At 70.3% G+C, this 19,244-nt stretch carries 23 protein-coding genes; 11 read left to right on the top strand and 12 right to left on the bottom strand.

The window, feature by feature from the left end; translation table 11 throughout:
* Positions 1–10: 10 nt before the first annotated feature.
* The 3 genes from Ato02nite_RS16245 to Ato02nite_RS16235 all read right to left on the bottom strand — a co-directional run bounded on the left by Ato02nite_RS16245 (position 11) and on the right by Ato02nite_RS16235 (position 4,358).
* Positions 11–1,030 carry a WxL protein peptidoglycan domain-containing protein gene (locus Ato02nite_RS16245; RefSeq protein ID WP_213007363.1) on the bottom strand — a complete coding sequence of 340 codons (1,020 nt, stop codon included), beginning with the start codon at positions 1,028–1,030 and terminating at the stop codon, positions 11–13.
* A 61-nt stretch (positions 1,031–1,091) separates the two neighbouring features.
* A complete protein-coding gene (locus Ato02nite_RS16240; protein WP_213007362.1) occupies positions 1,092–3,065 on the bottom strand; it encodes a purple acid phosphatase family protein in 1,974 nt (657 codons plus the stop codon).
* 105 nt (positions 3,066–3,170) lie between these two features.
* Positions 3,171–4,358 carry a HupE/UreJ family protein gene (locus Ato02nite_RS16235; protein WP_213007361.1) on the bottom strand — a complete coding sequence of 396 codons (1,188 nt, stop codon included), beginning with the start codon at positions 4,356–4,358 and terminating at the stop codon, positions 3,171–3,173.
* A 161-nt stretch (positions 4,359–4,519) separates the two neighbouring features.
* Between Ato02nite_RS16235 and Ato02nite_RS16230 the strand changes: the two genes are divergently transcribed.
* The 3 genes from Ato02nite_RS16230 (at position 4,520) to Ato02nite_RS16220 (ending at position 6,453) form a co-directional block, all read left to right on the top strand.
* Positions 4,520–5,182: a type 1 periplasmic-binding domain-containing protein gene (locus Ato02nite_RS16230; RefSeq protein ID WP_213007360.1), complete on the top strand. Its 663-nt coding sequence runs from the start codon at positions 4,520–4,522 to the stop codon at positions 5,180–5,182.
* 171 nt (positions 5,183–5,353) lie between these two features.
* Positions 5,354–6,097, top strand: a complete 744-nt coding sequence (locus Ato02nite_RS16225) for an alpha/beta fold hydrolase (RefSeq protein ID WP_213007359.1) — start codon at positions 5,354–5,356, stop codon at positions 6,095–6,097.
* A 44-nt stretch (positions 6,098–6,141) separates the two neighbouring features.
* Complete coding sequence (locus tag Ato02nite_RS16220; protein WP_213007358.1) at positions 6,142–6,453, top strand: hypothetical protein; 312 nt, start codon at positions 6,142–6,144, stop codon at positions 6,451–6,453.
* A gap of 16 nt (positions 6,454–6,469) precedes the next feature.
* Here Ato02nite_RS16220 and Ato02nite_RS16215 read toward each other — a convergent pair whose 3' ends face one another.
* Positions 6,470–7,261 (bottom strand): isocitrate lyase/PEP mutase family protein, encoded by a 792-nt coding sequence (locus Ato02nite_RS16215; protein WP_246607043.1) that lies wholly within the window; start codon positions 7,259–7,261, stop codon positions 6,470–6,472.
* A 70-nt stretch (positions 7,262–7,331) separates the two neighbouring features.
* On the opposite strand from Ato02nite_RS16215, the gene Ato02nite_RS16210 reads away from it, so the two are divergent.
* Positions 7,332–8,339, top strand: coding sequence for an ArsR/SmtB family transcription factor (locus tag Ato02nite_RS16210; RefSeq protein ID WP_213007356.1), 1,008 nt, complete (start codon positions 7,332–7,334; stop codon positions 8,337–8,339).
* On the opposite strand, the gene Ato02nite_RS16205 is transcribed toward Ato02nite_RS16210, so the two are convergent.
* The 3 genes from Ato02nite_RS16205 to Ato02nite_RS16195 all read right to left on the bottom strand — a co-directional run bounded on the left by Ato02nite_RS16205 (position 8,279) and on the right by Ato02nite_RS16195 (position 11,632).
* Positions 8,279–10,045: a protein kinase domain-containing protein gene (locus tag Ato02nite_RS16205; RefSeq protein WP_213007355.1), complete on the bottom strand. Its 1,767-nt coding sequence runs from the start codon at positions 10,043–10,045 to the stop codon at positions 8,279–8,281. The two genes, Ato02nite_RS16210 and Ato02nite_RS16205, sit on opposite strands and share 61 nt — an antisense overlap.
* A gap of 64 nt (positions 10,046–10,109) precedes the next feature.
* Positions 10,110–10,475 (bottom strand): nuclear transport factor 2 family protein, encoded by a 366-nt coding sequence (locus Ato02nite_RS16200; RefSeq protein ID WP_213007354.1) that lies wholly within the window; start codon positions 10,473–10,475, stop codon positions 10,110–10,112.
* Between the two features lie 23 nt (positions 10,476–10,498).
* Positions 10,499–11,632, bottom strand: coding sequence for a serine hydrolase domain-containing protein (locus Ato02nite_RS16195; RefSeq protein ID WP_213007353.1), 1,134 nt, complete (start codon positions 11,630–11,632; stop codon positions 10,499–10,501).
* Between the two features lie 10 nt (positions 11,633–11,642).
* On the opposite strand from Ato02nite_RS16195, the gene Ato02nite_RS16190 reads away from it, so the two are divergent.
* Together Ato02nite_RS16190 and Ato02nite_RS16185 are read left to right on the top strand one after the other, a co-directional pair.
* Positions 11,643–12,116, top strand: coding sequence for a hypothetical protein (locus Ato02nite_RS16190; RefSeq protein ID WP_213007352.1), 474 nt, complete (start codon positions 11,643–11,645; stop codon positions 12,114–12,116).
* 45 nt (positions 12,117–12,161) lie between these two features.
* A complete protein-coding gene (locus Ato02nite_RS16185) occupies positions 12,162–12,509 on the top strand; it encodes a VOC family protein (protein WP_213007351.1) in 348 nt (115 codons plus the stop codon).
* Here Ato02nite_RS16185 and Ato02nite_RS16180 read toward each other — a convergent pair.
* Positions 12,494–12,826 (bottom strand): winged helix-turn-helix transcriptional regulator, encoded by a 333-nt coding sequence (locus Ato02nite_RS16180; protein WP_213007350.1) that lies wholly within the window; start codon positions 12,824–12,826, stop codon positions 12,494–12,496. The genes Ato02nite_RS16185 and Ato02nite_RS16180 overlap by 16 nt on opposite strands.
* 70 nt (positions 12,827–12,896) lie before the next feature.
* On the opposite strand from Ato02nite_RS16180, the gene Ato02nite_RS16175 reads away from it, so the two are divergent.
* Positions 12,897–13,745, top strand: a complete 849-nt coding sequence (locus tag Ato02nite_RS16175) for an alpha/beta hydrolase (RefSeq protein ID WP_213007349.1) — start codon at positions 12,897–12,899, stop codon at positions 13,743–13,745.
* Here the strand turns inward: Ato02nite_RS16175 and Ato02nite_RS16170 are convergent.
* Entirely contained in the window at positions 13,651–14,040 is a 390-nt protein-coding gene (locus tag Ato02nite_RS16170) for a VanZ family protein (protein WP_213007348.1), read from the bottom strand. The genes Ato02nite_RS16175 and Ato02nite_RS16170 overlap by 95 nt on opposite strands.
* An 81-nt stretch (positions 14,041–14,121) precedes the next feature.
* On the opposite strand from Ato02nite_RS16170, the gene Ato02nite_RS16165 reads away from it, so the two are divergent.
* On the top strand, positions 14,122–14,721 hold the full coding sequence (locus Ato02nite_RS16165) for a TetR/AcrR family transcriptional regulator (RefSeq protein WP_213007347.1): 600 nt from the start codon (positions 14,122–14,124) through the stop codon (positions 14,719–14,721).
* A 1-nt stretch (position 14,722) separates the two neighbouring features.
* Entirely contained in the window at positions 14,723–16,285 is a 1,563-nt protein-coding gene (locus Ato02nite_RS16160; protein WP_213007346.1) for an MDR family MFS transporter, read from the top strand.
* Positions 16,286–16,292: 7 nt separating this feature from the next.
* Here the strand turns inward: Ato02nite_RS16160 and Ato02nite_RS16155 are convergent, their stop codons facing one another.
* Together Ato02nite_RS16155 and Ato02nite_RS16150 are read right to left on the bottom strand one after the other, a co-directional pair.
* Positions 16,293–16,628: a YnfA family protein gene (locus Ato02nite_RS16155; protein ID WP_213007345.1), complete on the bottom strand. Its 336-nt coding sequence runs from the start codon at positions 16,626–16,628 to the stop codon at positions 16,293–16,295.
* A 26-nt stretch (positions 16,629–16,654) separates the two neighbouring features.
* On the bottom strand, positions 16,655–17,011 hold the full coding sequence (locus tag Ato02nite_RS16150; protein ID WP_213007344.1) for an STAS domain-containing protein: 357 nt from the start codon (positions 17,009–17,011) through the stop codon (positions 16,655–16,657).
* A 298-nt stretch (positions 17,012–17,309) separates the two neighbouring features.
* On the opposite strand from Ato02nite_RS16150, the gene Ato02nite_RS16145 reads away from it, so the two are divergent.
* Positions 17,310–18,314: an AraC family transcriptional regulator gene (locus Ato02nite_RS16145; protein WP_213007343.1), complete on the top strand. Its 1,005-nt coding sequence runs from the start codon at positions 17,310–17,312 to the stop codon at positions 18,312–18,314.
* 4 nt (positions 18,315–18,318) lie between these two features.
* Here the strand turns inward: Ato02nite_RS16145 and Ato02nite_RS16140 are convergent, their stop codons facing one another.
* A complete protein-coding gene (locus Ato02nite_RS16140; RefSeq protein WP_246607039.1) occupies positions 18,319–18,684 on the bottom strand; it encodes a hypothetical protein in 366 nt (121 codons plus the stop codon).
* Positions 18,685–18,899: 215 nt separating this feature from the next.
* Between Ato02nite_RS16140 and Ato02nite_RS16135 the strand changes: the two genes are divergently transcribed.
* The gene (locus tag Ato02nite_RS16135; protein ID WP_213007342.1) at positions 18,900–19,190 is read left to right on the top strand and encodes a hypothetical protein; all 291 of its coding nucleotides are present in this window, start codon (positions 18,900–18,902) and stop codon (positions 19,188–19,190) included.
* Positions 19,191–19,244: the final 54 nt, after the last annotated feature.

The raw sequence follows: 19,244 nt of genomic DNA, 5'->3' as shown, positions 1-19,244 counted from the left end.
GCGATCTGAGTTAGGCCGTCGTGTCGGCCTTCTCACGGAGGGCGTCGGCCACGGCCTTCTGCACCCGGTCGTCCTCGCGGGCACTGCGGCGGGCCCGGTTTCGCCGGACGATCAAGGCGGCGGCGACGATCAGGGCGATCAGTAGCAGCAGCGTCCAGGAGACGGCCCGGAAATGCGTATCCGCGTGGATCGCCGGCAGCGCCGAGGTGCTGCCGGAGGCGTCGGTGGCGACCGGGGTGACGGTGGCGGTGGCGACCAGGTCGAAGGCGGCGGCCACGGCGTGCACCGGGACGCTCACCTTCCAGCTTTCGCCGGGCAGCAGCTCGGGCGGGGCGGCGATCTTCGCGGCGTCGGTGCGGAACATCCCGAACGGGCCCTCGACCCGCAGGGCCTGGGTGGCCGAGAGGGTGGCGTTGCCGGTGTTGTGGATGGTGTAGCTGACCGCGGCGTCACCCTTGGCGAACGGGTTGACCGAGCCGTGCCAGTCGACCGACAGGTTCTCGATCGAGAGGGCCGGTTTGAGGTCGCCGCCGACCCGCAGCTTGATCCGGATGCCCAGGCGGCGTTCCACGTTGATGGTCTCGGTGCTGCTGGGCTGGGTCAGCGAGGTGACGATGCCGCCGACGTAGTCGCCGGGGGTGGCGTTGTCCGGCAGCGTCACGGTGAACGGCACCTCGACGGTCTTGCCGGGCGGCACGGTGATGGTCGCGCCGGCCGGCCGGGCCCAGGTGCCGACGGCGACCGCCTTGACGTCCCGGTTGCGCAGGTCGAGCTGGCCGGAATCGGTGGTGTAGCCGTCGGCCGTGTAGACGGCGAGGTTCAGCGGGGCCTTGCCGCGGTTGGCCACGACCATGGCGTCCTTGATCGTGCCGCCGGGGTTGATCGCGTAGCTGTAGCTGGTCCGGTCGTCGCCGTAGCTGTTGGCGGCGGTCCGCACCGTCCAGGTGACATCGCCGCCCTCGGCGTGGGCGGGCGCGGCGAACAGGGCGGACACGAGGGTCGCGAGCAGGGCGGCGACGATCTTGCGCATTGATTCCTCCGAAGGGTGGTGGGGCGGGCGCCGATGCGCCCGCCCCACCTGGGGGTAGAACTCAGCTGCTCAGTGCGGTGATGGTGAGGGTGGCGCGGTAGTTGCCCTTGTCGACGCTGCCCGGGATCTTGAGGTCCAGGTCGGCGCCGAGCTTGGCGGTACCGCGGGCGTGGCCCTGGTCCGCCGAGCCGAGGCCGCGGGAGACCGACAGACCCTGGCCACCGCCGTCGTAGGCGGAGCCGACCGCGGCTCCGGCCTTGGCGCCGGCACCGGCGGTCACGACCTTCGGGGTCCAGCCCAGGTACGAACCGGAGAAGGTCTTGGCGCCGTCCTTGAAGTCACTCACGCCGGCCGAGATCGACCAGGGTGCGAGGGACCGGCGGCTGTCCGACACCGCGATCGGGTTGATCGAACCGGTGGCCTCGAAGTAGTCACCGTTGTGGTCCACCGCGGTGCCCAGGTCGACCAGGCCGTTGTAGCCGTCGATCGTCCAGCCGAACTCGCCGGGGGCGGCGTTCGGCACGTTGACCTGGATGTCCTGGCCCGAGCCGTGGTACGGGTGCACGGTGACCTTGTCGACGATCGAGCCGACCGCCTGGCCGGTCTCGGTGCACGGCGACTTGGCCAGCTCGACGGCCGCGTTCGGCGCCGCGCAGGTGCCGGAGCGGAGGTCCTGGACGACCAGCTTGTCGTTGCGGACCTCGACCTTGACGTACGACCGGACGTGCTCCTGGTTCTGCACCGAGTTGTACCAGTACTTACCGGCGTCGAGCGGGTCGGCACCGTTGCCGGCGCCGCTGGTGCCGCTGTTGTCGGGCTGCGTGATGTCGTAGTACTTCGAACCCGAGGCCGAGTTCGCGGTCACGTAGAGCACGCCGCCCGGGCCCGGGTAGACGTCGGCCGCACCGGGCTGCTCGGTGGCGTCCGCCTTGGCACCGTTCTTGATCAGGTAGCTACGCGAGTAGCTGTGGTCGTGGCCCTGCAGAACCAGGTCCACGCCCAGGTCCGAGAACTTCTGCGAGAAGTCCACGCGACGGATCTTGTTGTCGGCGTCCTTGGCGTGGTCGGCCGGCGAGTAGATCGCGTGGTGGTAGACGAGCACCTTCCACTTGGCCTCGGTGCCGTGCTGGTTGATCACGTCGGTGACGTAGGCCAGGTGGGCCGCGTCGCCGCCGCCACCCTGCGCGGTCGCGTAGCTGTTGCTGTTCAGGTCGATGAACAGGGTGTCCTTGTAGATGTACCAGTAGTCGCCACCGGAGGTGTTCGACGACGGCGTGCCGTTGGAGTAGTACGCACCCGACCGGTCGGTGTTCGGCGTGTACAGGTGCTGCTCGTACGCCTTGCCGCCGACGTCGTGGTTACCGATGGTGGCGGCCCACGGGTAGGACTTGAGCTGGGTAGGCGCGAGGAACGAGTCCCACTGGGCCTCGGTGTTGGCGGTCTCGACCTGGTCGCCGCCGGACACCAGGATCTCGGCGTTCGGGTTGGCGGCGAGCGAGACGTTCACCGTGTCGACCCAGCCGGCCTGGTCCTTGGCGAGGTTGCCGGAGGAGCCGATCTGCGGGTCGCCGTAGAACAGGAAGTCGTAGTCGCCCTCGAAGGACTGCGTCTTGAACGCGTACGCCGAGGACCAGTTGCCCTCGAAGCCCACCCGGTACGAGTACCCGGTGTTCTCCTTGAGGCCGGTGAGGGTGGCGTGGCGGTTGAAGCCGCCGCTGGTGGCGATGTTGGCGGCGCCGGAGGCGGCGAACGTGACGGCCGAGGCCGGGAACGCGCCGTCGACCAGCGAGCTGGTCGGGGCGAGCTGCACCTGCTGCGCCGTGTCGGCCGACGAGTACCAGGTCACGATGCGCTGGGTCTCGTTGGAGCCGACGCCGAGGATGATGCCGGAGAGCGTGGCCGAGTCGGCGGCGAAGGCGGGAGCGGCCAGGCCGCTGCCGAAGGCCACGCCGAGGCCGAGGAACGCGGCGACGGTCGAGGCGACCACGCGGCGTCGCACCGGCCCGAGGGCCGATGCCGAGTTGCTCGTTCTCATCGGTGTTGTTTCCCCTTTTCCCTGATGAGAGTTGCGTGAAGCTTGATCAAGTTGGCGGTGCGCCATGAACCCGGCGTGAATGGCGGCGTTCGCGGTGATGGATCTTCACGAAAGACCGGCGACGCGTTGGACAAACCAGATGAGGCCCATCAGCGAGACCCCGGCGGAGACCCCGCCGGTGACCCAGAGACCGGCCCGTGGTGATCGGCGGCGCAGCAGCATCAGCAGCGGGAAGACGAGCGCGATGATGGTGAGCTGGACGACCTCGATGCCCACGTTGAACACCAGCAGCGACCAGAGCAGGGTCCAGGACCACGCCTCGTCGATGCCGAGCGCGCCGGCGAAGCCGAGCCCGTGCACGAGTCCGAAGCAGAACACGACGGCGAGCCGGGTCCAGCCGGCCCGGTCCAGGGCGAAGTGGCCGCCGTTCACCGACAGGTCGGTGGCGTGGTCGCCGCGCCGCCAGACGCGGAACAGGTACCAGCCGGCGACCACGGCGATGGACAGCGCGATGATCGGCTCGACGACCGCGCCGGGCACGTCGACCACGCCGAGGGCGGCGAGCATGAACGTCACCGAATGGGCCAGGGTGAAGCTGGTGGCGGCCAGCACGATCTCGCGCAGCCGCCGCGAGCCGGCGATCAGCGCCAGCAGGAACAGGATGTGGTCGATGCCGGTGAGCAGGTGTTCGGCGCCGAGCCGGAAGAACTCCCAAAACCGCTGGTACCAGGTCTGGGCGGTGGAGAACGACGGCTGGCCGGCGTCGAGTGCGGCGCTGCCGGTCCGGCCGTCCAAATCGTAGGTAACGATGGTTTTCACGCCTTTGACGAAGCCCTCGTCGTCTCCGAAGAGGCCGCTGCGCACCTCGTGCGCGTCCGACCGGGGGCAATCCCAGTCCAGCGTCAGGTCGGTGTAGGGCACGCCCTCGCGCTGCCCCATGGTGAATGCCCCGACCTTGGTGGGGGTGCAGTCCCGCACCGAGAAACGGGCCCGGACATAGGCGAGAGCGGCATCGGAGTGCTTCTCCAGCGCCGCCGCCTGCGCGACCGGGTCGCCGTCGTCGAAGGCGGCGGTGCCGTCCTGGAACAGCGAGTCCTCCTTGGCGGCGTCCGCGGCGGAGACGACGAACAGGTCGTACTCGAGTTCGAGCGCCGTCCGCACCTGTCCCGCATGTGCGGAGACGTCGACGTAAACGGTGGACGAAAATCCGTGCGCGAACGCCGGACCGGCACTCAGCAGTGCGATCGCCGTGGCGACGACCGCCAGGACGGTCGCGCGAACGGGGCGGGACATGAGACTCCTTCGAGGGTTTGCGAGTGCACGGTCCCTGTTCCGGGTGAACAGGATCCGGCCAGTCGGAGAACCCCGGAAAACAACCAGCCAAGATCAAGTTCCGACCACCCAACCCGGGCCCCACCTGGGATAAGAAGGAGCCGCACCGAAGGAGGAGACCCTTGCGCACCCTGATCAAGGCCGCCGTGGCCCTGGCCGCGGCCGCCACCCTGACCACCGGCTGCGCCTCGCAGAAGGGCTGGGCCGCGCCGCAGCCGACCCCGACCCCGGTCGGCACCCTCGGGCCGGGCTTCGTCGACCCGTCGGCGTCCCCCTCGCCGGAGGCCACCATCACGCCGAGCCCCGGTTCATGGGACGAGGTGCATCCGCCGAAGGGTTACCGGGTCGTGCTGCTCACCTCGGGCGACGACGCGCCGACCAGAGCGCTGGTCGGCGCGGTCCAGGAGTGGGCCGAGGCGGAGGACGCCGAACTGCGCACCGTCACGGCACCGGCGCACGACCCGATCCCGAGCATCACCAAGGCTCTGGGCATGAACGCGGATCTGATCGTCAGCGCCGGCAACGACCTGATCGACCCGCTCGCGATCGTCACCGCGAACCACCTGTCGCAGCAGTTCCTGGTGGTCGGCGCGGAAGTGGCCGAGCCGACCGCGAACGTCACCGCGGTCGACTGGTCGGGCGCGTCGTTCCGGGGCGAGGGCCTGGGTATGTCCTCGACCTACGATGCTGCGTCCTTCACCGCCGAGCGCTGCGCCGACGCGATCCGCGCGGGGGCCGCGGCGGTGCTGAACAAGCTCACCGGGATAGTGATCTGGGTCCGATAGTTTCGGCAGGTTTCCGAGAACTAGCCGTTGACTTTCGCTGGCGCTCGGTAAAACAATGACCACGGTCGATAGTCGCCCGTGCGACGCGGCAGTGGGTGGCTGCGTCGCACGGGTCCACCGTCGCCGAACTGGACGTTGCCGCCGCCGATCCGCACCGGCAGCGTCGAGGGCATGACCGCCATCCTGCTGATCCACGGCCACCCGTTCGACCACACCCTGTGGGACCCCCAGGCCGAGGCCCTGCGCGCGGCCGGCCACCAGGTCGTCGCCCCCGACCTGCGCGGCTACGGCAGTGCGCCGGCCACCGGCGACGTGACGCTGTTCGCCGAGTTCGCCGCCGACCTGGCCGCTCACCTGGACGCGGCCGGCGTGCACCGAGCCGTCGTCGGCGGCGTCTCGATGGGCGGCCAGATCGCCATGGAGTTCCACCGGCAGTACCCGGATCGGGTCGCCGGGCTGGTTCTCGCCGACACCTCGCCGATTCCCGAGGACGAGGCCGGGCGGGCCGGGCGCTACCAGCTCGCCGACCGGCTGCTGGCCGAGGGCGTGGCGGGCTGGGCCGACGAGGTGCTGGGCAAGATGATCACGCCTTACCACGTGGTGGAGAAGCCGGACGTCGCCGCGCACGTCCGCCGGATGATGCTCGCGACGTCGCCGCAGGGCGCGGCGGCCGCGCTGCGCGGCCGGGCGCAGCGCCCGGACTACCGGCCCACCCTTTCCGAGGTACGCGTTCCGACGCTGGTCCTGGTCGGCGCCGAGGACCCCTACACGCCGGTCGCCGATGCCGAGCTGATTCACAAACTCGTCCCGGGCAGCGAACTCGTCGTGGTCGACCGCGCCGGACATCTGCCCGGCCTGGAGCAACCGGCGGCGGTCAATGCGGCCCTGCTCCGATTTCTGGGTGCCGAGTGGTAGACCTGGGCGGGTTGGGTAAGGCTCCGGTGACAAGGGGAGGCGACATGGCTACCGAGAATTTCTCCACCGAGGCGGCCGAGGGCGAGCGTGACCGCCGGTTCCACGGTGGATCGCCCGCGCACCTGGACGATGACGAGCTGGCCCGCCGCACCGAGGCCGAACGGGCCGAGGCCGGCGTGACCGACTACGACCCGAACGACGTACCGCCGGCCACCGACGATCCGGTGCCGTTCGACCCGGCCTTCGACGCCGACGAGCAGGACATCGAGAGCGTCACGGCCCGGCAGGAGGCGGAGGGCGAGACCACCCCGCTGTCCGCGGACAACCCGTTCCCGCCCACCCGCTACGCGGAATGACCGGCCGACGGGCGGCCTAAGGCCGCCCGTCTCCGATCAGACCGTTCAGGTCGCCGTAGGCGATGGCATCGGCAATTGACGTGTACGTGCCGGAGCTCAGCGCCTCCCGCACCGCGCGCCGCATGACCGCGTACGCCGCCTCGGCCACCCCGGAACCCAGGCTCACCCGCGCCACCCCGAGTTTCGCCAGCTCCGTCACCGTCGGCGCCCCCGGCCAGACCAGGATGTTCAGCGGCGCCGGGATCCGCTCGACCAGCGCGGCCACCACCGCCGGATCCACCGCACCCGGCACGAAGATGCCGTCCGCTCCGGCCGCCAGATAGGCCCCGGCCCGCGCCACCGTCTCCTCGAGGTCACCGCTGCCGCGCAGGTAGGTGTCGATCCGCGCGTTGATGAAGAGCACCTCGGCGGGCGCCGCCGCCCGGGCCGCGGTCAGCCGTGCGACGTACTCCGGGATCGGCCGCACCGAGTCCTCGAGGTTGATGCCGGCCGCACCGGCCGCCACCATCCGGCGCACGGTTTCGGCGACCCCCGTCGGATCCTCCCCGAAACCGGACTCGATGTCGGCGGTCACCGGCACCGACACCGCCGCGACCACCCGGCGCACGGCATCGACGGCCAGGTCGCGGTCGAGGGTGTCGCCGTCCGGGGCGCCGAGGCTCCAGGCCACGCCGGCGCTGGTGGTGGCGACCACCGGCGACCCGGCCTCCTCGGCGATGCGGGCGCTGGCCGCGTCCCACGCGTTGGCGAGCACCAGCGGCGCGCCCGGGACGTGCAGAGAACGAAGAAGAGCTGCCTTTTCAGTCACCTGCACAGTCTTCGCGACGACCCGGCCGGGACGTAAGGTTTGAGTCCCAGCTAAAACCACGGAGGCGGAATTGGCCACCATCGGCCTGTCGGCGACGTCCGCGACCCGCATCCGCTTCGCCGTCTCCTGCCTGTGGGAGGTGCTGGCCAGCGTCCGCATCCTCCGCGACCCAGGTGTGCCGCCGATCTTCCGCACCTGGTCGCGCCGGGCCCGGCTCTCCTCCGAGACGCTGCTCTGGCACCTGATCGCCCCGACCGGCGGTTACACGCCCGACTTCCTCACCCCGCCGCCGTCCGGCCTCTCCGCCGACCTCCGGCGCGAGCTGACCGGCCTGCGCGCCACCCCGGCCGCGCTGGTCCGGGAGCACCTCGACCTGCTGGGTGCCGACCGGCCGCGGCCGCTGCGCAAGCTGCACGCCGACCCGGTGACCGGCCTGGCCCGGCTGGCCGCCGAGATCGAGTCGTACTGGCAGGTCGCGATCGCCCCCGACTGGCCGCGGATGCGCGCCCTGCTCGAGGCCGAGGTGCATCGGCAGGCCCGCCGGGTGGCCGAGAGCGGCAGCACCGCCGTCCTCAACGATCTGCATCCCCAGGTCACCTGGCACGACGGCGGGCTGACCATCGACCAGCCGCACTGCACCGCTCCCGACGTGCCGGACGGCACCGGGGTGGTGCTGATCCCGTCGGTGTTCGTCTGGCCGTCGGTGCTCACCGTGACGGCGGGCGAGGTGCCGCAACTGGCCTATCCGGCGCACGGGGTGGCCACCCTGTGGGAGCAGTCGTCCCGATCGCCGGAACCGCTGGTGGCCCTGCTGGGTCGCGGCCGAGCCGCCCTGCTGCGGGAACTCGGCACACCGCGGTCCACCACCGAGCTCGCCGGGCGCACCGGCATGACCGCCGGTGGCGTCTCCCAGCACCTGTCCACGCTGCGGGCGGCCGGTCTGGTGGTGACCCACCGTCAAGGCCGCTCCCTGCTGAACACCCGCACCGAGATCGCCGAGGCCCTGCTGGCCGCGAGTCAGAGCGGGAGCACCACCGGGGTGGGCGTGCCCGCGACGCAGGTCACCGTGGTGCGGTAACGGCTCGTGAGGCTCTTGAAGATCGCCACCACGGTCAGTGCCGGGCCCGGTTCCACCTTCTCCACCTCGTAGCCCGGATTGGCCTCCCACGAGGTCAGCTTGGCCTTGCCCGCGGTGCAGACGGCGTGGATCACGCCGCCCGGCGATTCGAGCTGCTTTCCCTCGGGCGCCGACGACGCGCCGTCCGAGGTGCTGGGCGCCGGTGAGCTCGGCGCGCCGGACGAGGCCGCCGAGCCGCCCGGGCTCACCGAGGCGATCGGCTCACTCCCGGCGACCGGCGGGTTGGCCGGCACCCCGGTGGCCGTGGGCCGGGTGACCTCGCCGCCCTTACTCACCGTGGGCACGCCCGCCGACCTGCTCACGGTGGGTGCAACGGAGACGGTCTCGGCGGCGTCCGGTGTCGCGATCCCCGCGCCGGAGTCGCCCTGCAACACCAGACCGACGATGGCCGCCGTCAGCACCACGACGATCGCCACAATCAACATCAACTGCTTTTTGCGTACGCGTCGAGCGCCCCTGGACTGCCCCGCACCGGCCAGGGAGCCGCCCCGGACGGCCGGTAGGACCTCGGTGACCACCGCGGCCGGCCGGTTTCGCCCGGCCCGCGCCCGTGGCACGTTACCGGCTTTCCGGCCGGCATCGCGTCGACCGGAGGGCCCGGCCCCCACCGCACCGGACGCGTTGCCGGACCCGCTCGCGACACCGGCACGCCCGCCCGGGCCGATGTTGCCGGCCCGGTTCCCGTCCCGCGCCGCCCCGGAATTGTCCGAGCGCAACGGTGCCTGCCACACCCCGGTCTCGGCGTCCAGGTCGTCGGCCGCACCGGAGGCGGGGTGCGGGATCCGGGGTGCGTGGGTGCCGGCTTCACCCCGTACGGCATCGGGGTTGATCGCCAGCGAAGCCTCGGCCGCGTCGGCCAGCGTGCTCGACACCTCGCTCGCGCTCGGCCGGGAGGCCGGGTCCTTGGCCAGGCAGCGGCTGATCAGCTTGGTCACCGCCGGCGGCACGCCGGGCAGGTCGGGCAGCGGGGCCGGTTCGAGGTAGACGTGGGCCCGCAACATCTGCGTGGTGCTCTCCACCGACCAGGGCGATTCGTCGGCCAGCAGGCGGTAGAGGAGGACGCCGAGCGCGTACACATCGGACGCCGGCACGATCTCAGCCCCGGTCAGCCGTTCGGGGGCCAGGTAGGCGGGGGTGCCGACGAGCATCTCCTCGGGCGAGGCGGGACCGATCGCAGCCGCGATGCCGAAGTCGACCACCTTGGCGCCGGCCGGGGTGACCATGATGTTGGCCATCTTGATGTCGCGGTGCACCAGGCCGTCGGCGTGTGCGGCGGCCAGCGCGGCGGCCACCTCGCCGCAGATCCGGAAGACCGTGCGCGGCGGCAGCTTCCCGGCCGAGACCCGCTGCTGCAGGGTCGGGCCATTGATCAATTCCATGACGACGTACGGGGTGCCCGTGTCGGCGGCCTCGCCGTAGTCGTAGACCTGGGCGATGTTCGGGTGCGAGAGGGTGGCGGCGGCCCGCGCCTCGTCGCGGATGCGGACGCGCGACTGCGGATCATCGGTGTAGCGGCCGGCCAGAAGTTTCACCGCGACCGGGCGCCCGAGCACCTCGTCGCGCGCACGCCACACCACGGCCATGCCACCACTGCCGAGTTCGTCCAGCAATTTGTAGCGGCCGCCGATCGTCTGCCGAACCTCCACCGTGGCAGTCTGCCCGCCCGGCCGGAAATTCGCACATCGAATGCTATTCGTGTTTCACATTTCCCTATTGTTTCGGAGCCGGATGCTGCATCCACCACTCGGTGAACTGGCGAGCCTGACCCAGGTTGTCCAGGCGCAGGACCCACAGGTTGCTGAAAGTTTTTTTCGGATACCTGGTCGTCGCCTCGATGATCGCAAGATCCTCGGTGACCAGCAGCGGATGCCACTCGAACGTGGTCGTTCCCGGTTTGTCCCGACGTTTCAGCCACTTCTCGACAATTTTGTCGCGACCGAGCCACGGCTTCGCGAACGGTTCCGTGAAATAGGCGGCATTCTCTGCGAAAAGATCACCTATGTCGTGTGGATCATTCGACTCCCACGCCTTGCGGTAGTTCTCCACCCACGCCGTCACCGCATCGAGACTGCTCATCGCGTACGCCTCCCCAGCTCGTCTCAATCCGCAGCGTAGGCGAGGCGGCTGAACTCCTGCAGTGCCCCGTTCCACAGCAGATCGCTGACCTGGCTGAGAAGGATCACCGTGAGATCCTCGGCCGGGTCGTTGAACCAGTCGGTGCCGAAACCGCCGGACCAGCCGTACCGTCCGGTGGCGGTCACGCACATGCCGTACCCCCAGCCCTCCCCGCCGAGCAGGGAGCCGGCGCCCTCGATCTGGGCCGGGGTCAGATGGTTGCGGGTCATCGCGGCCACCGACTGCTCGGAGAGCAGCCGGGTGCCACCGGCGACACCGCCGCTCAGCAGCAGCCGGCCGAAGGCCAGGTAATCGTCGGCGGTGGAGATCAGCCCACCGGAACCGGACGGGAAGATCGGCGGGGTGCTCCACAGATCAGGGCCGCTGTCCCGCCGCTCGTCGCCCGCACTCATGTAATAGGCCGGCAACTCGGCGGCCCGCTCGGCCGGCAGCCAGAAGGCGGTGCCGGTCATGCCGAGCGGCGCGAGGACCCGCTCGTGCAGCAGTTCGTCGAGCGGCTGGTCGGCAGCCCGGGCCAGCAGCACCCCGAGCACCAGCGTCCCGGCGTTGTACATCCACGTCTCGCCGGGCTGGCGCATCAGCGGAAGCGTGCCCAGCCGGCGGATCCACTCGTCCGGGTCGTGCTGGTTGCGCGGATAGGGGTCGCTCATGATCAGGCCGAGGTCGCGCCACGCGTCGACGATCGGGAACGGCGGGTCGAACCGGTCGCCGTCCATCACCTGCCCGAACCCGCAGGTGAAGGTCAGCAGATCGGCCACGGTGATCGGGCGGACCGCCTCGACCGTGTCGTCGAGCGGCCCGTCCAGGCGGCGCAGGACGCGCGGCGCGGCCAGCTCGGGCAGCACCTTGGCGATCGGCTCCTCGAGGTCGATCCGGTCGTCCTCGGCGAGCATCAGGGCGGCGGCGGCCAGCACCGGCTTGGTCATCGAGGCGATCCGGAAGGGCGTGTCCCGCCGCATCGGGACGTCACCGCCGAAGCGGGTCACGCCGACGGTGTGGACGGTAACGTCGTCGCCGCGCGCTACCAGCGCGACGACACCGGGGAACTCGCCACGATCAACCCGAGCGGTGATCGCCGCACGCAACGAACTCGTCATGGGGTACAGCATGGAACAGAACTGGCGGCATCTCCCACCTCCGGCCCGGCCGATCGCGGCCGCGGCGACCGACGCGGTCGGGGCCGCGCAGCACCGGGACGGCGACGCGCTGGCCGACGCCGTCGCCCGGATGGCCGCTCTCGACCCGGCGCACACCGGCCTGATCCTGGGCGTGACCGTGCGCCTGCTGCTGGAGGACACCCAGCCCGACGGCATCGATGCCGAAGGCGTGCGGGCGGTGCTGGAGCGGTCCGTCCGCGGCGCGTCCGAGTGGCAGACCGAGGTCGACCCGCACGTGATCCTGCTGCTGCTGGCCGGTGCGCTCGGGGTCGCCGACGAGGACGACGAGACGCCCCCGCCGAAACTCGACGAGCTGGCCCGGCACGCCGCGCTGCTGCTGGCCGACCTGCTCGGCCCGCGCCCGGTCCCGCCGTTCCTCACCGCGGCGCTGGCCGAGATCGAACGCGCGCAGCTCAACGACTGATCGGTCGTTGAACACGCCGGGACAGGCGCGAGAGAGGGGACGATCATGGAGTTGCGGCCACTGGTTCACGTCGGCAACATGGCCGCCGCGATCGCCTTCTACGAGAAGCTCGGCGCCGAGATCATCCACGGCGGCCGCGATTCGGAGTGGGTGCTGCTCCAGCTCGGCACCGTCCAGCTCGGCCTGCTCGCCCGCCCGGCCGACGAGGCGCGCGGCGAGACCCCGGTGGAGCTGCACTTCGGCACGTCCGGCCCGCTGGAGCAGTGGGAGCGGCGACTGCACCGGGCCGGACTGCCGGTCACCGAGGTCACCGCCGACCAGGACCTCGGCGAGCAGCTGTGCATCCGCACCCCGGACGGCACGATCGTCAAGATCAGTCAGCGCGAGCCGTAATCGCGCGCCCAGGCGCAGATCGCGGCGAGCGGCTGCTCCAGGGTGCGGCCGAGCGGCGTCAACTCGTACTCGACGTGCTGCGGCGGATCGGCCTTGAGCACCCGGCGGGCGACCAGGCCGTCCTCGACCATCCCGCGCAGGGTCTCGGTGAGCATCTTCTGGGTGATGCCGGGCACCCGCCGGCGCAGTTCGGCCGGGCGCTGCGGCCCCGGCAGCAGCGAATAGATCAGCAGCACCCGCCATTTGGTGGCGAGCCGCTCCAGCGCCTGCCGGGTGGTGCAGCTCTCTTCGAGCACGTCGGGCACGATCAGATCCACGGCCACCCTCCCCATGGGTACGCGGAAGTGCCTTCTGTATACCTCAGCCCGGCCGGCCTAGTGTCGCCGCGTGACCGAATTTCGTAGCGAAGGCCTGCGCCTGGCCGGCGTCCTGCACCGCACCGACGACCCGCAGGCGATCGTCCTCACCGGACCGTTCACCGGCGTGAAGGAGCAGGTGACCGGCGTCTACGCCGAGCGGTTCGCGGCCGAGGGCTTCACCACGCTGACCTTCGACCACCGCGGCTGGGGCGACAGCGAGGGCCGCCCCCAGCACGAGGACAGCCAGGGCAAGCTGGCCGACCTGCGCGCGGCGGTGGGCCTGCTGGCCGGCCAGGGCTACCGGGTGTCGGTGGTCGGGGTCTGCCTGGGCGGTGGATACGCCATGAAGGCGGCCGCGACCGATCCGCGGGTGGCCGCGGTGGCCGGCATCGCGGGCGCTTACAACAGCCCGGCCTGGTTCGCCGAGCGGATGGGCCTGGCCGGCTATCGCGAGGCCCTGCGCGGCATGCTCGACCGCTACGACGAATATCTCCCGGCGGTCGCGGCCGAGGGCGAGGCCGCGATGCCCGGCGAGGAGCCGTGGTCGTACTACTCGACCCACCCGGCGAACTGGACCAACCGCGTCACCCGCGGCTCGCTGCACAGCCTGATGACGCTGGACGTGCTGTCGTCCGCCCGGCCGCTGCTGCCGCCGAGCCTCGTGGTGCACGGCCGCACCGACGACTACTGCTCGCCGGAGCTCGCTGCCGCGCTGAAGGCCGACGAGACCGTCTGGCTGGACTGCGAACGCCATGTCGATCTTTACGACACCGAGCCCTACGTCAGCCAGGCGGTCGCGGCGACGGCCGCTTTCTTGCGAAAGCACGGCGGTGCACTTCATGGGGTACGGCGAGACGCAGCACCGCCAAGCCGATAAGAGCGCCGGTCACGTTGGCGATCAGATCGTTGACGTCGACCGTGCGGCGACTGCCCCCGGCCAGCCCGAGGATCAGCTGGGTGAGTTCGATCGCGGTGCTGGCGGCAACGGCCAGACCCAGGATCTTCCGGTACGCGTCGGCGCGCGGCCACCGCAGCGGCACCAGCACCCCGAATGGGACGAACATGATCACGTTCAGCACGAAGCTGGGCGCGTCCACCAGGAACGGGATGAAGTGGATCACCGGCCCGGCCGGTTCCTGCGGCGTGATCGGGAGGACCGTCACGGCGATCACGCCCAGGGTGTAGGCCGCGCCACAGACTTGCAGCCAATAAAAGTTTGCAGTGCCTGAAAGTTTTACCGTAGTCTCCTCTCCATGGGCCTCCGGGACCGCAAGAAGCAACAGACCCGTTCCGCGCTGACCGCCGCCGCACTGCGACTGGCCGACGAGCGCGGCCTCGACCATGTCACGGTCGAGGAGATCAGCGCGGCCGCCGACGTCTCGTCACGCACGTTCTTCAACTACTTCGCCACCAAGGACGACGCGATCCTGGGCGAGCCGGTGATCGACAACGAGACGGTCTGCCGTCGGCTGCTCGAGTTGCCCCGCGACGTCCCGATCGTCGACGCCGTGCTGACGGTCTTCGAGCCGGCGATCGAGGTGATGCAGGCCGACCGCGAGCTGTGGCTGCTCCGGATGCGCGTGATCAAGGACAACCCGTCCCTGCTGCTGGCCCTGTTCACCCAGGGCGCGGCCAAGGAGCAGGAGTTCATCGCGGCGATCGCGGCCCGGGTCGGGCTCACCCCGGCCGACACGTTCCCGCAGCTCGCGTCGGTGGTCACCGGCTCGGCGTTCCGCATCGCGATGATGCGCTGGGCCACCGCCGGCCCCGACGACCAGCTCGCCGACTTCGTCCGCGAGTCCTTCCGCATGGTTGCCACCGGCCTGGCCGACCCCACTACGAAAGGCACGTGACATGTCAGTCGCGGAACCCCTCGCGGCCGAGGCCGCACCCGCCCGGATGACCCACAAAGAGGTGATTCAGGCGCTGTCCGGCCTGATGCTCGGCATGTTCGTCGCGATCCTCGCCTCGACGATCGTCTCCAACGCACTGCCCCGGATCATCGCCGACCTCGGCGGCAGCCAGTCCGTCTACACCTGGATCGTCACCACCGAGCTGCTCGCGATGACCGCGACCGTCCCGCTCTGGGGCAAGCTCGCCGACCTCTACAGCAAGAAGCTGCTGATCCAGATCTCGCTGCTGCTGTTCGTGACCGGCTCCCTGATCGCCGGCTTCACGCCGAACGTCGGTGTGCTCATCGTCAGCCGGGTCGCGCAGGGCGTCGGCGCGGGCGGCATGTCCGCGCTCGCGATGATCGTGATGGCCGCGATGATCCCGCCGCGCGAGCTCGGTCGTTACTCCGGCATGTTCGGCGCGGTCTTCGGCGTCGCCACCATCGCCGGCCCGCTGATCGGCGGCGTCCTGGTGGACACCGACTGGCTCGGCTGGCGCTGGTGCTTCTTCATCGGCGTGCCGTTCTCGGTGGCCGCGATCCTGCTGCTGCAGAAGACGCTGCACCTACCGGCATCCCGGCGGGCCGTGAAGATCGACTGGCTGGGCGCGCTGCTGATCACCGCGGGCGTCAGCACCCTGCTGATCTGGTCGACCCTGGCCGGCCAGCACTTCGACTGGGCGTCGTGGGAGACCGCGGTGTTCGTGGTCGGCGGCGTCGCGCTGCTGGCCCTCGCCGTGCTGGTGGAGTCCAGGGCGGCCGAGCCGGTCATCCCGCTCGGCATCTTCCGCAGCCGGACGGTCAGCCTCACGATCGTCGCCAGCGTGCTGGTCGGCGTGGCGCTGTTCGGCGGCACGGTCTTCCTGTCGCAGTACTTCCAGGTTGCTCTCGGTAAGTCCCCGACCGTCGCGGGCCTGATGAGCCTGCCGATGATTTTCGGACTGCTCGTCTCCTCGACCGTCGCCGGACAGCTCATCACGAAATTCGGCAAGTGGAAGATGTACCTGGTCGCGGGCTCGGTCGTGATGACCATCGGCATGCTGCTGCTCGCCACCATCGACGCGACCACAAGCGTGCTCCTGCTGTCGATCTACATGCTGGTGCTCGGCGTCGGCGTGGGCATGCTCATGCAGAACCTGATCCTCGCCGCCCAGAACGACGTGCCGGCCGCGGAGCTGGGCGCGACCACCTCGGCGCTGACGTTCTTCCGCAGCATGGGCGGCGCGATCGGGGTGAGCGCGCTCGGTGCGGTGCTGGCCAACCGGGTGACGACGATGTTCACCGAGAAGTTCGGGGCCGCCGCGGCGTCGGCCGGCGATGGCAAGGTGCCCGACCTGGCGACGCTGCCGCCGCAGGTCCTCGACGTGGTCAAGGGCATCTACGGCGATGCGACAGCCGATCTGTTCCTGGTCGGTGCGCCGATCGCGTTCCTGGCGATCATCGTGGTGCTCTTCATCCGGGAGAAGCCGCTGTCCACCCTCTCCGGCGAGGAGCGCCTGGCCCAGGAGCAGGTGCCGCTGCACTGAGCGGGATCTACGCTCCGCGCGGGGCGTACATGATGACGGCCACGCCGGCGAGGCACAGCAGCGCGCCGGCGAGGTCGTATCGGTCTGGGCGGAATCGGTCGACGACCATCGCCCAGATGAGTGAACCTACTACGAAGACACCGCCGTAGGCGGCGAGGATCCGGCCGAAGTTCGGGTCGGGCTGCAGGGTGGCCACGAAGCCGTACGCGCCGAGGGCGACCACGCCGGCGCCGGCGAAGAGCAGGCCACGATGCTCGCGGACGCCCTGCCAGACCAGCCAGGCACCACCGATCTCGGCCAGGGCGGCCAGCACGAACAGGCCCATCGAACGCAGCACGGTCACGTGCCGCATTCAACCAGTCGGGTGGCTCAGGACGGGCGCAGGCCCACCGAGGTGCGCGGGGAGGGCGGCTCGGCGCAGCCCAGCAGGCCCACCAGCCCGGACACCCAGAGCTGGCGGTAGACCGTGGGACTGGGGTGGCTCACCACGAGTTTCACGCCGCTGGCGGCGGCGGTGTGGAAGCAGGCCACCAGGATGCCGATGCCGATGCTGTCGATCAACATCACCCGATGCAGGTCGAGGCAGATCTTGCCCGGCGTGCTGCTGGTCAGGACGTCGTTGACCGCGTCCCGCATCACGTGAGCATTGTCCAGGTCGATCTCGCCGCTGGGTGCGATCTCGACGGTGCCGTCGGCCAATTGGCGCGTGGTGATCGGCAGATACACGGCTGCCCTCTTCCTGGCGTCGAGTGGGGCGACGCCGAGTTTCGCGTGAAGTCACACTCGTAGGCCCGTGGCCCTGCCTCGTGGCCTTGCTCGGGTGTGGGGCGCCTCGCCCAGGCGCCGCTCTCCAACCGCGTTCCTACAACAATCCGCTGGTCTGCAAGTTACGCCACGTAGGCGCGGAACGCCAGAGTAGTTCATATGGCCTGAATGTGCTGGAACGGTCAGCGCGTGGCGGGAACGTTGACGTTCCGCGTGTCGGGGCCGAATACTCACGGTATGCAATGGAGTTCGCTTCGGCATGGGTGACGTCTACCCGCGGTCCGGTCCAGCGCCTCCGGAAGGTCCCGACATACTCCACTTCAGCAGCGTAGATATCGATCAGGCCCGCTCCGCGCTAAATCGTTTCTACTATCCCGTGGCAGTCGGAATTCCGGACGGCGCCGATGGCTTCGGCCTGGGCATGGCAGTGATCCAACTCGGACCGCTAACGGTCGGACAGTTGAGTTACGCCGTCCCGATGATCCTCACCGTGGCCGAGATCGACGCCTACCACGTCAGCATGCCCACCACCGGGCGCATGCAGGCCCGGCACGCCGGTCACGAGGTCCTGGCCGACCCGTCGACCGCGGCCGTGTTCGGTCCGGGCAAACCGGTCTACACCGTGCACGACGGCAACTCGACCGAGCTCGCCATCAAGATCGAACGGGCCGCCCTCGAACAGGAACTGGCCGCCATGCTGGGTCGCCCGGTCGAAGGGCCCATCGACCTGCCGCCGGCCATGGACGTCTCCACCGGGCCCAGCCACAGCTGGAGCCGCCTGGTGCGGCTGCTGCGCGACGAGTTGGAACACCCCGGGGGCCTGATCTACCAGCCACTGATCGCCGAGCAACTGCGCAGCAGCGTGCTGAGCGGGCTGCTGATGAGCCTGCCGCACCGTTACCACGACGAGTTGACCGGCCCGGTCACGGCCGGACCGCCGCGGGCCATCCGCCGGGTGGTGGACGCCATCCACGACGAGCCGGAACGGCCGTTCACGGTGGCCGACCTGGCCACGATCGCCGGGATGAGCGTGCGTTCGCTGCAGGAGGGTTTCCGCCACCACCTCGGCTGCGCGCCGATGGCGTACCTCCAGCAGGAAAGGCTTCTGCGGGCGCACGAGACGCTGCGCCGGTCGGATCCGCTGCGGGTCACTGTGGCCGCCGTCGCACACCGCTGGGGGTTCGCCCATCTGGGGCGGTTCGCCTCGGCCTATCGCACCCGGTTCGGGGTGCCGCCGTCGGAGACCCTGCGTTCGGCCGGGTGAGGCGTCACTCCCCCGGGTCGCTGCGCCGCGGCTGGGGTACGCCGTTCGGACGGTGCACACCGCCGGGAACGCCGAACACGTGGCCGCGCGGGGGAACCCAGTCGCGGAACTGGCCGAGCCGGCGGGGCACGGCGATGAGCTCGCCGTCGCCGGCGCCGCGCTGCTCGTTCAGATAGGCCACCACCCGGGCGGCGGCCACGCCGCCGTCCTCGGCGATGGCGAGCAGTAATCGGTACGTCTCGGCGGCCGCCGGGTCGTCGGGGACGGCGCCGGGCACATCGTCCACGGACCGGCGCAACAGGGCGGCCAGACCGTTGAGGGCCTGCATCACGTCACATGCGTCCCGTTCCGCGTCGGACAGACTTGTCACGCGTCACCCCCTCGCCGCACGATCGGACACTCACCGTCGCACACTTGCCACGCGAAAATGTATTCGGCCCGCTACGTAGCGTCCATCCGTAACACGCAGGTCCTGTCCAGTTAGCGCTCAGTTCGTCCCCCGACGACATGATCGTCCGTTTCTGCCGCATGGTCACGATGGGAACAACGGGGTAAGACGAGAGAGAACCAACCTGGAGGGATGACATGACCGACGAACCTCGCCCGCCGCTGGAGGAGAGCCCGGAGGTGGCCGACGCGATCGAGGACGACGTGGCGGTGGATGCCTTCATCACCGGCGGCGGCGCCGATCGCGACACTCCCGAATTCCTGCCGCCCGGCCAGGAGCCGAACTGGCGCACCGGCGCCGACCAGCCGTGGGACCCCGAGGACCTGGCCGTCGCCGAGGGCCGCGACCCCACCCCGGAGAACGTCGAGCGGGCCCGCCAGGAGCTCGAGGAGGACGGCCCCGCCGCCATCGAACGCACGGTTCCCTGAAAATCCTCTACAACCTCTTCCGCACGATCGCCGTCTACTGGGGAGACTCTGACG

Source organism: Paractinoplanes toevensis, from assembly GCF_018332695.1.
GTDB classification, from domain to species: domain Bacteria; phylum Actinomycetota; class Actinomycetes; order Mycobacteriales; family Micromonosporaceae; genus Actinoplanes; species Actinoplanes toevensis.
The sequence above is the reverse complement of the archived record's forward strand: the minus strand, read 5'-3'. Positions and strand labels throughout refer to the sequence as shown.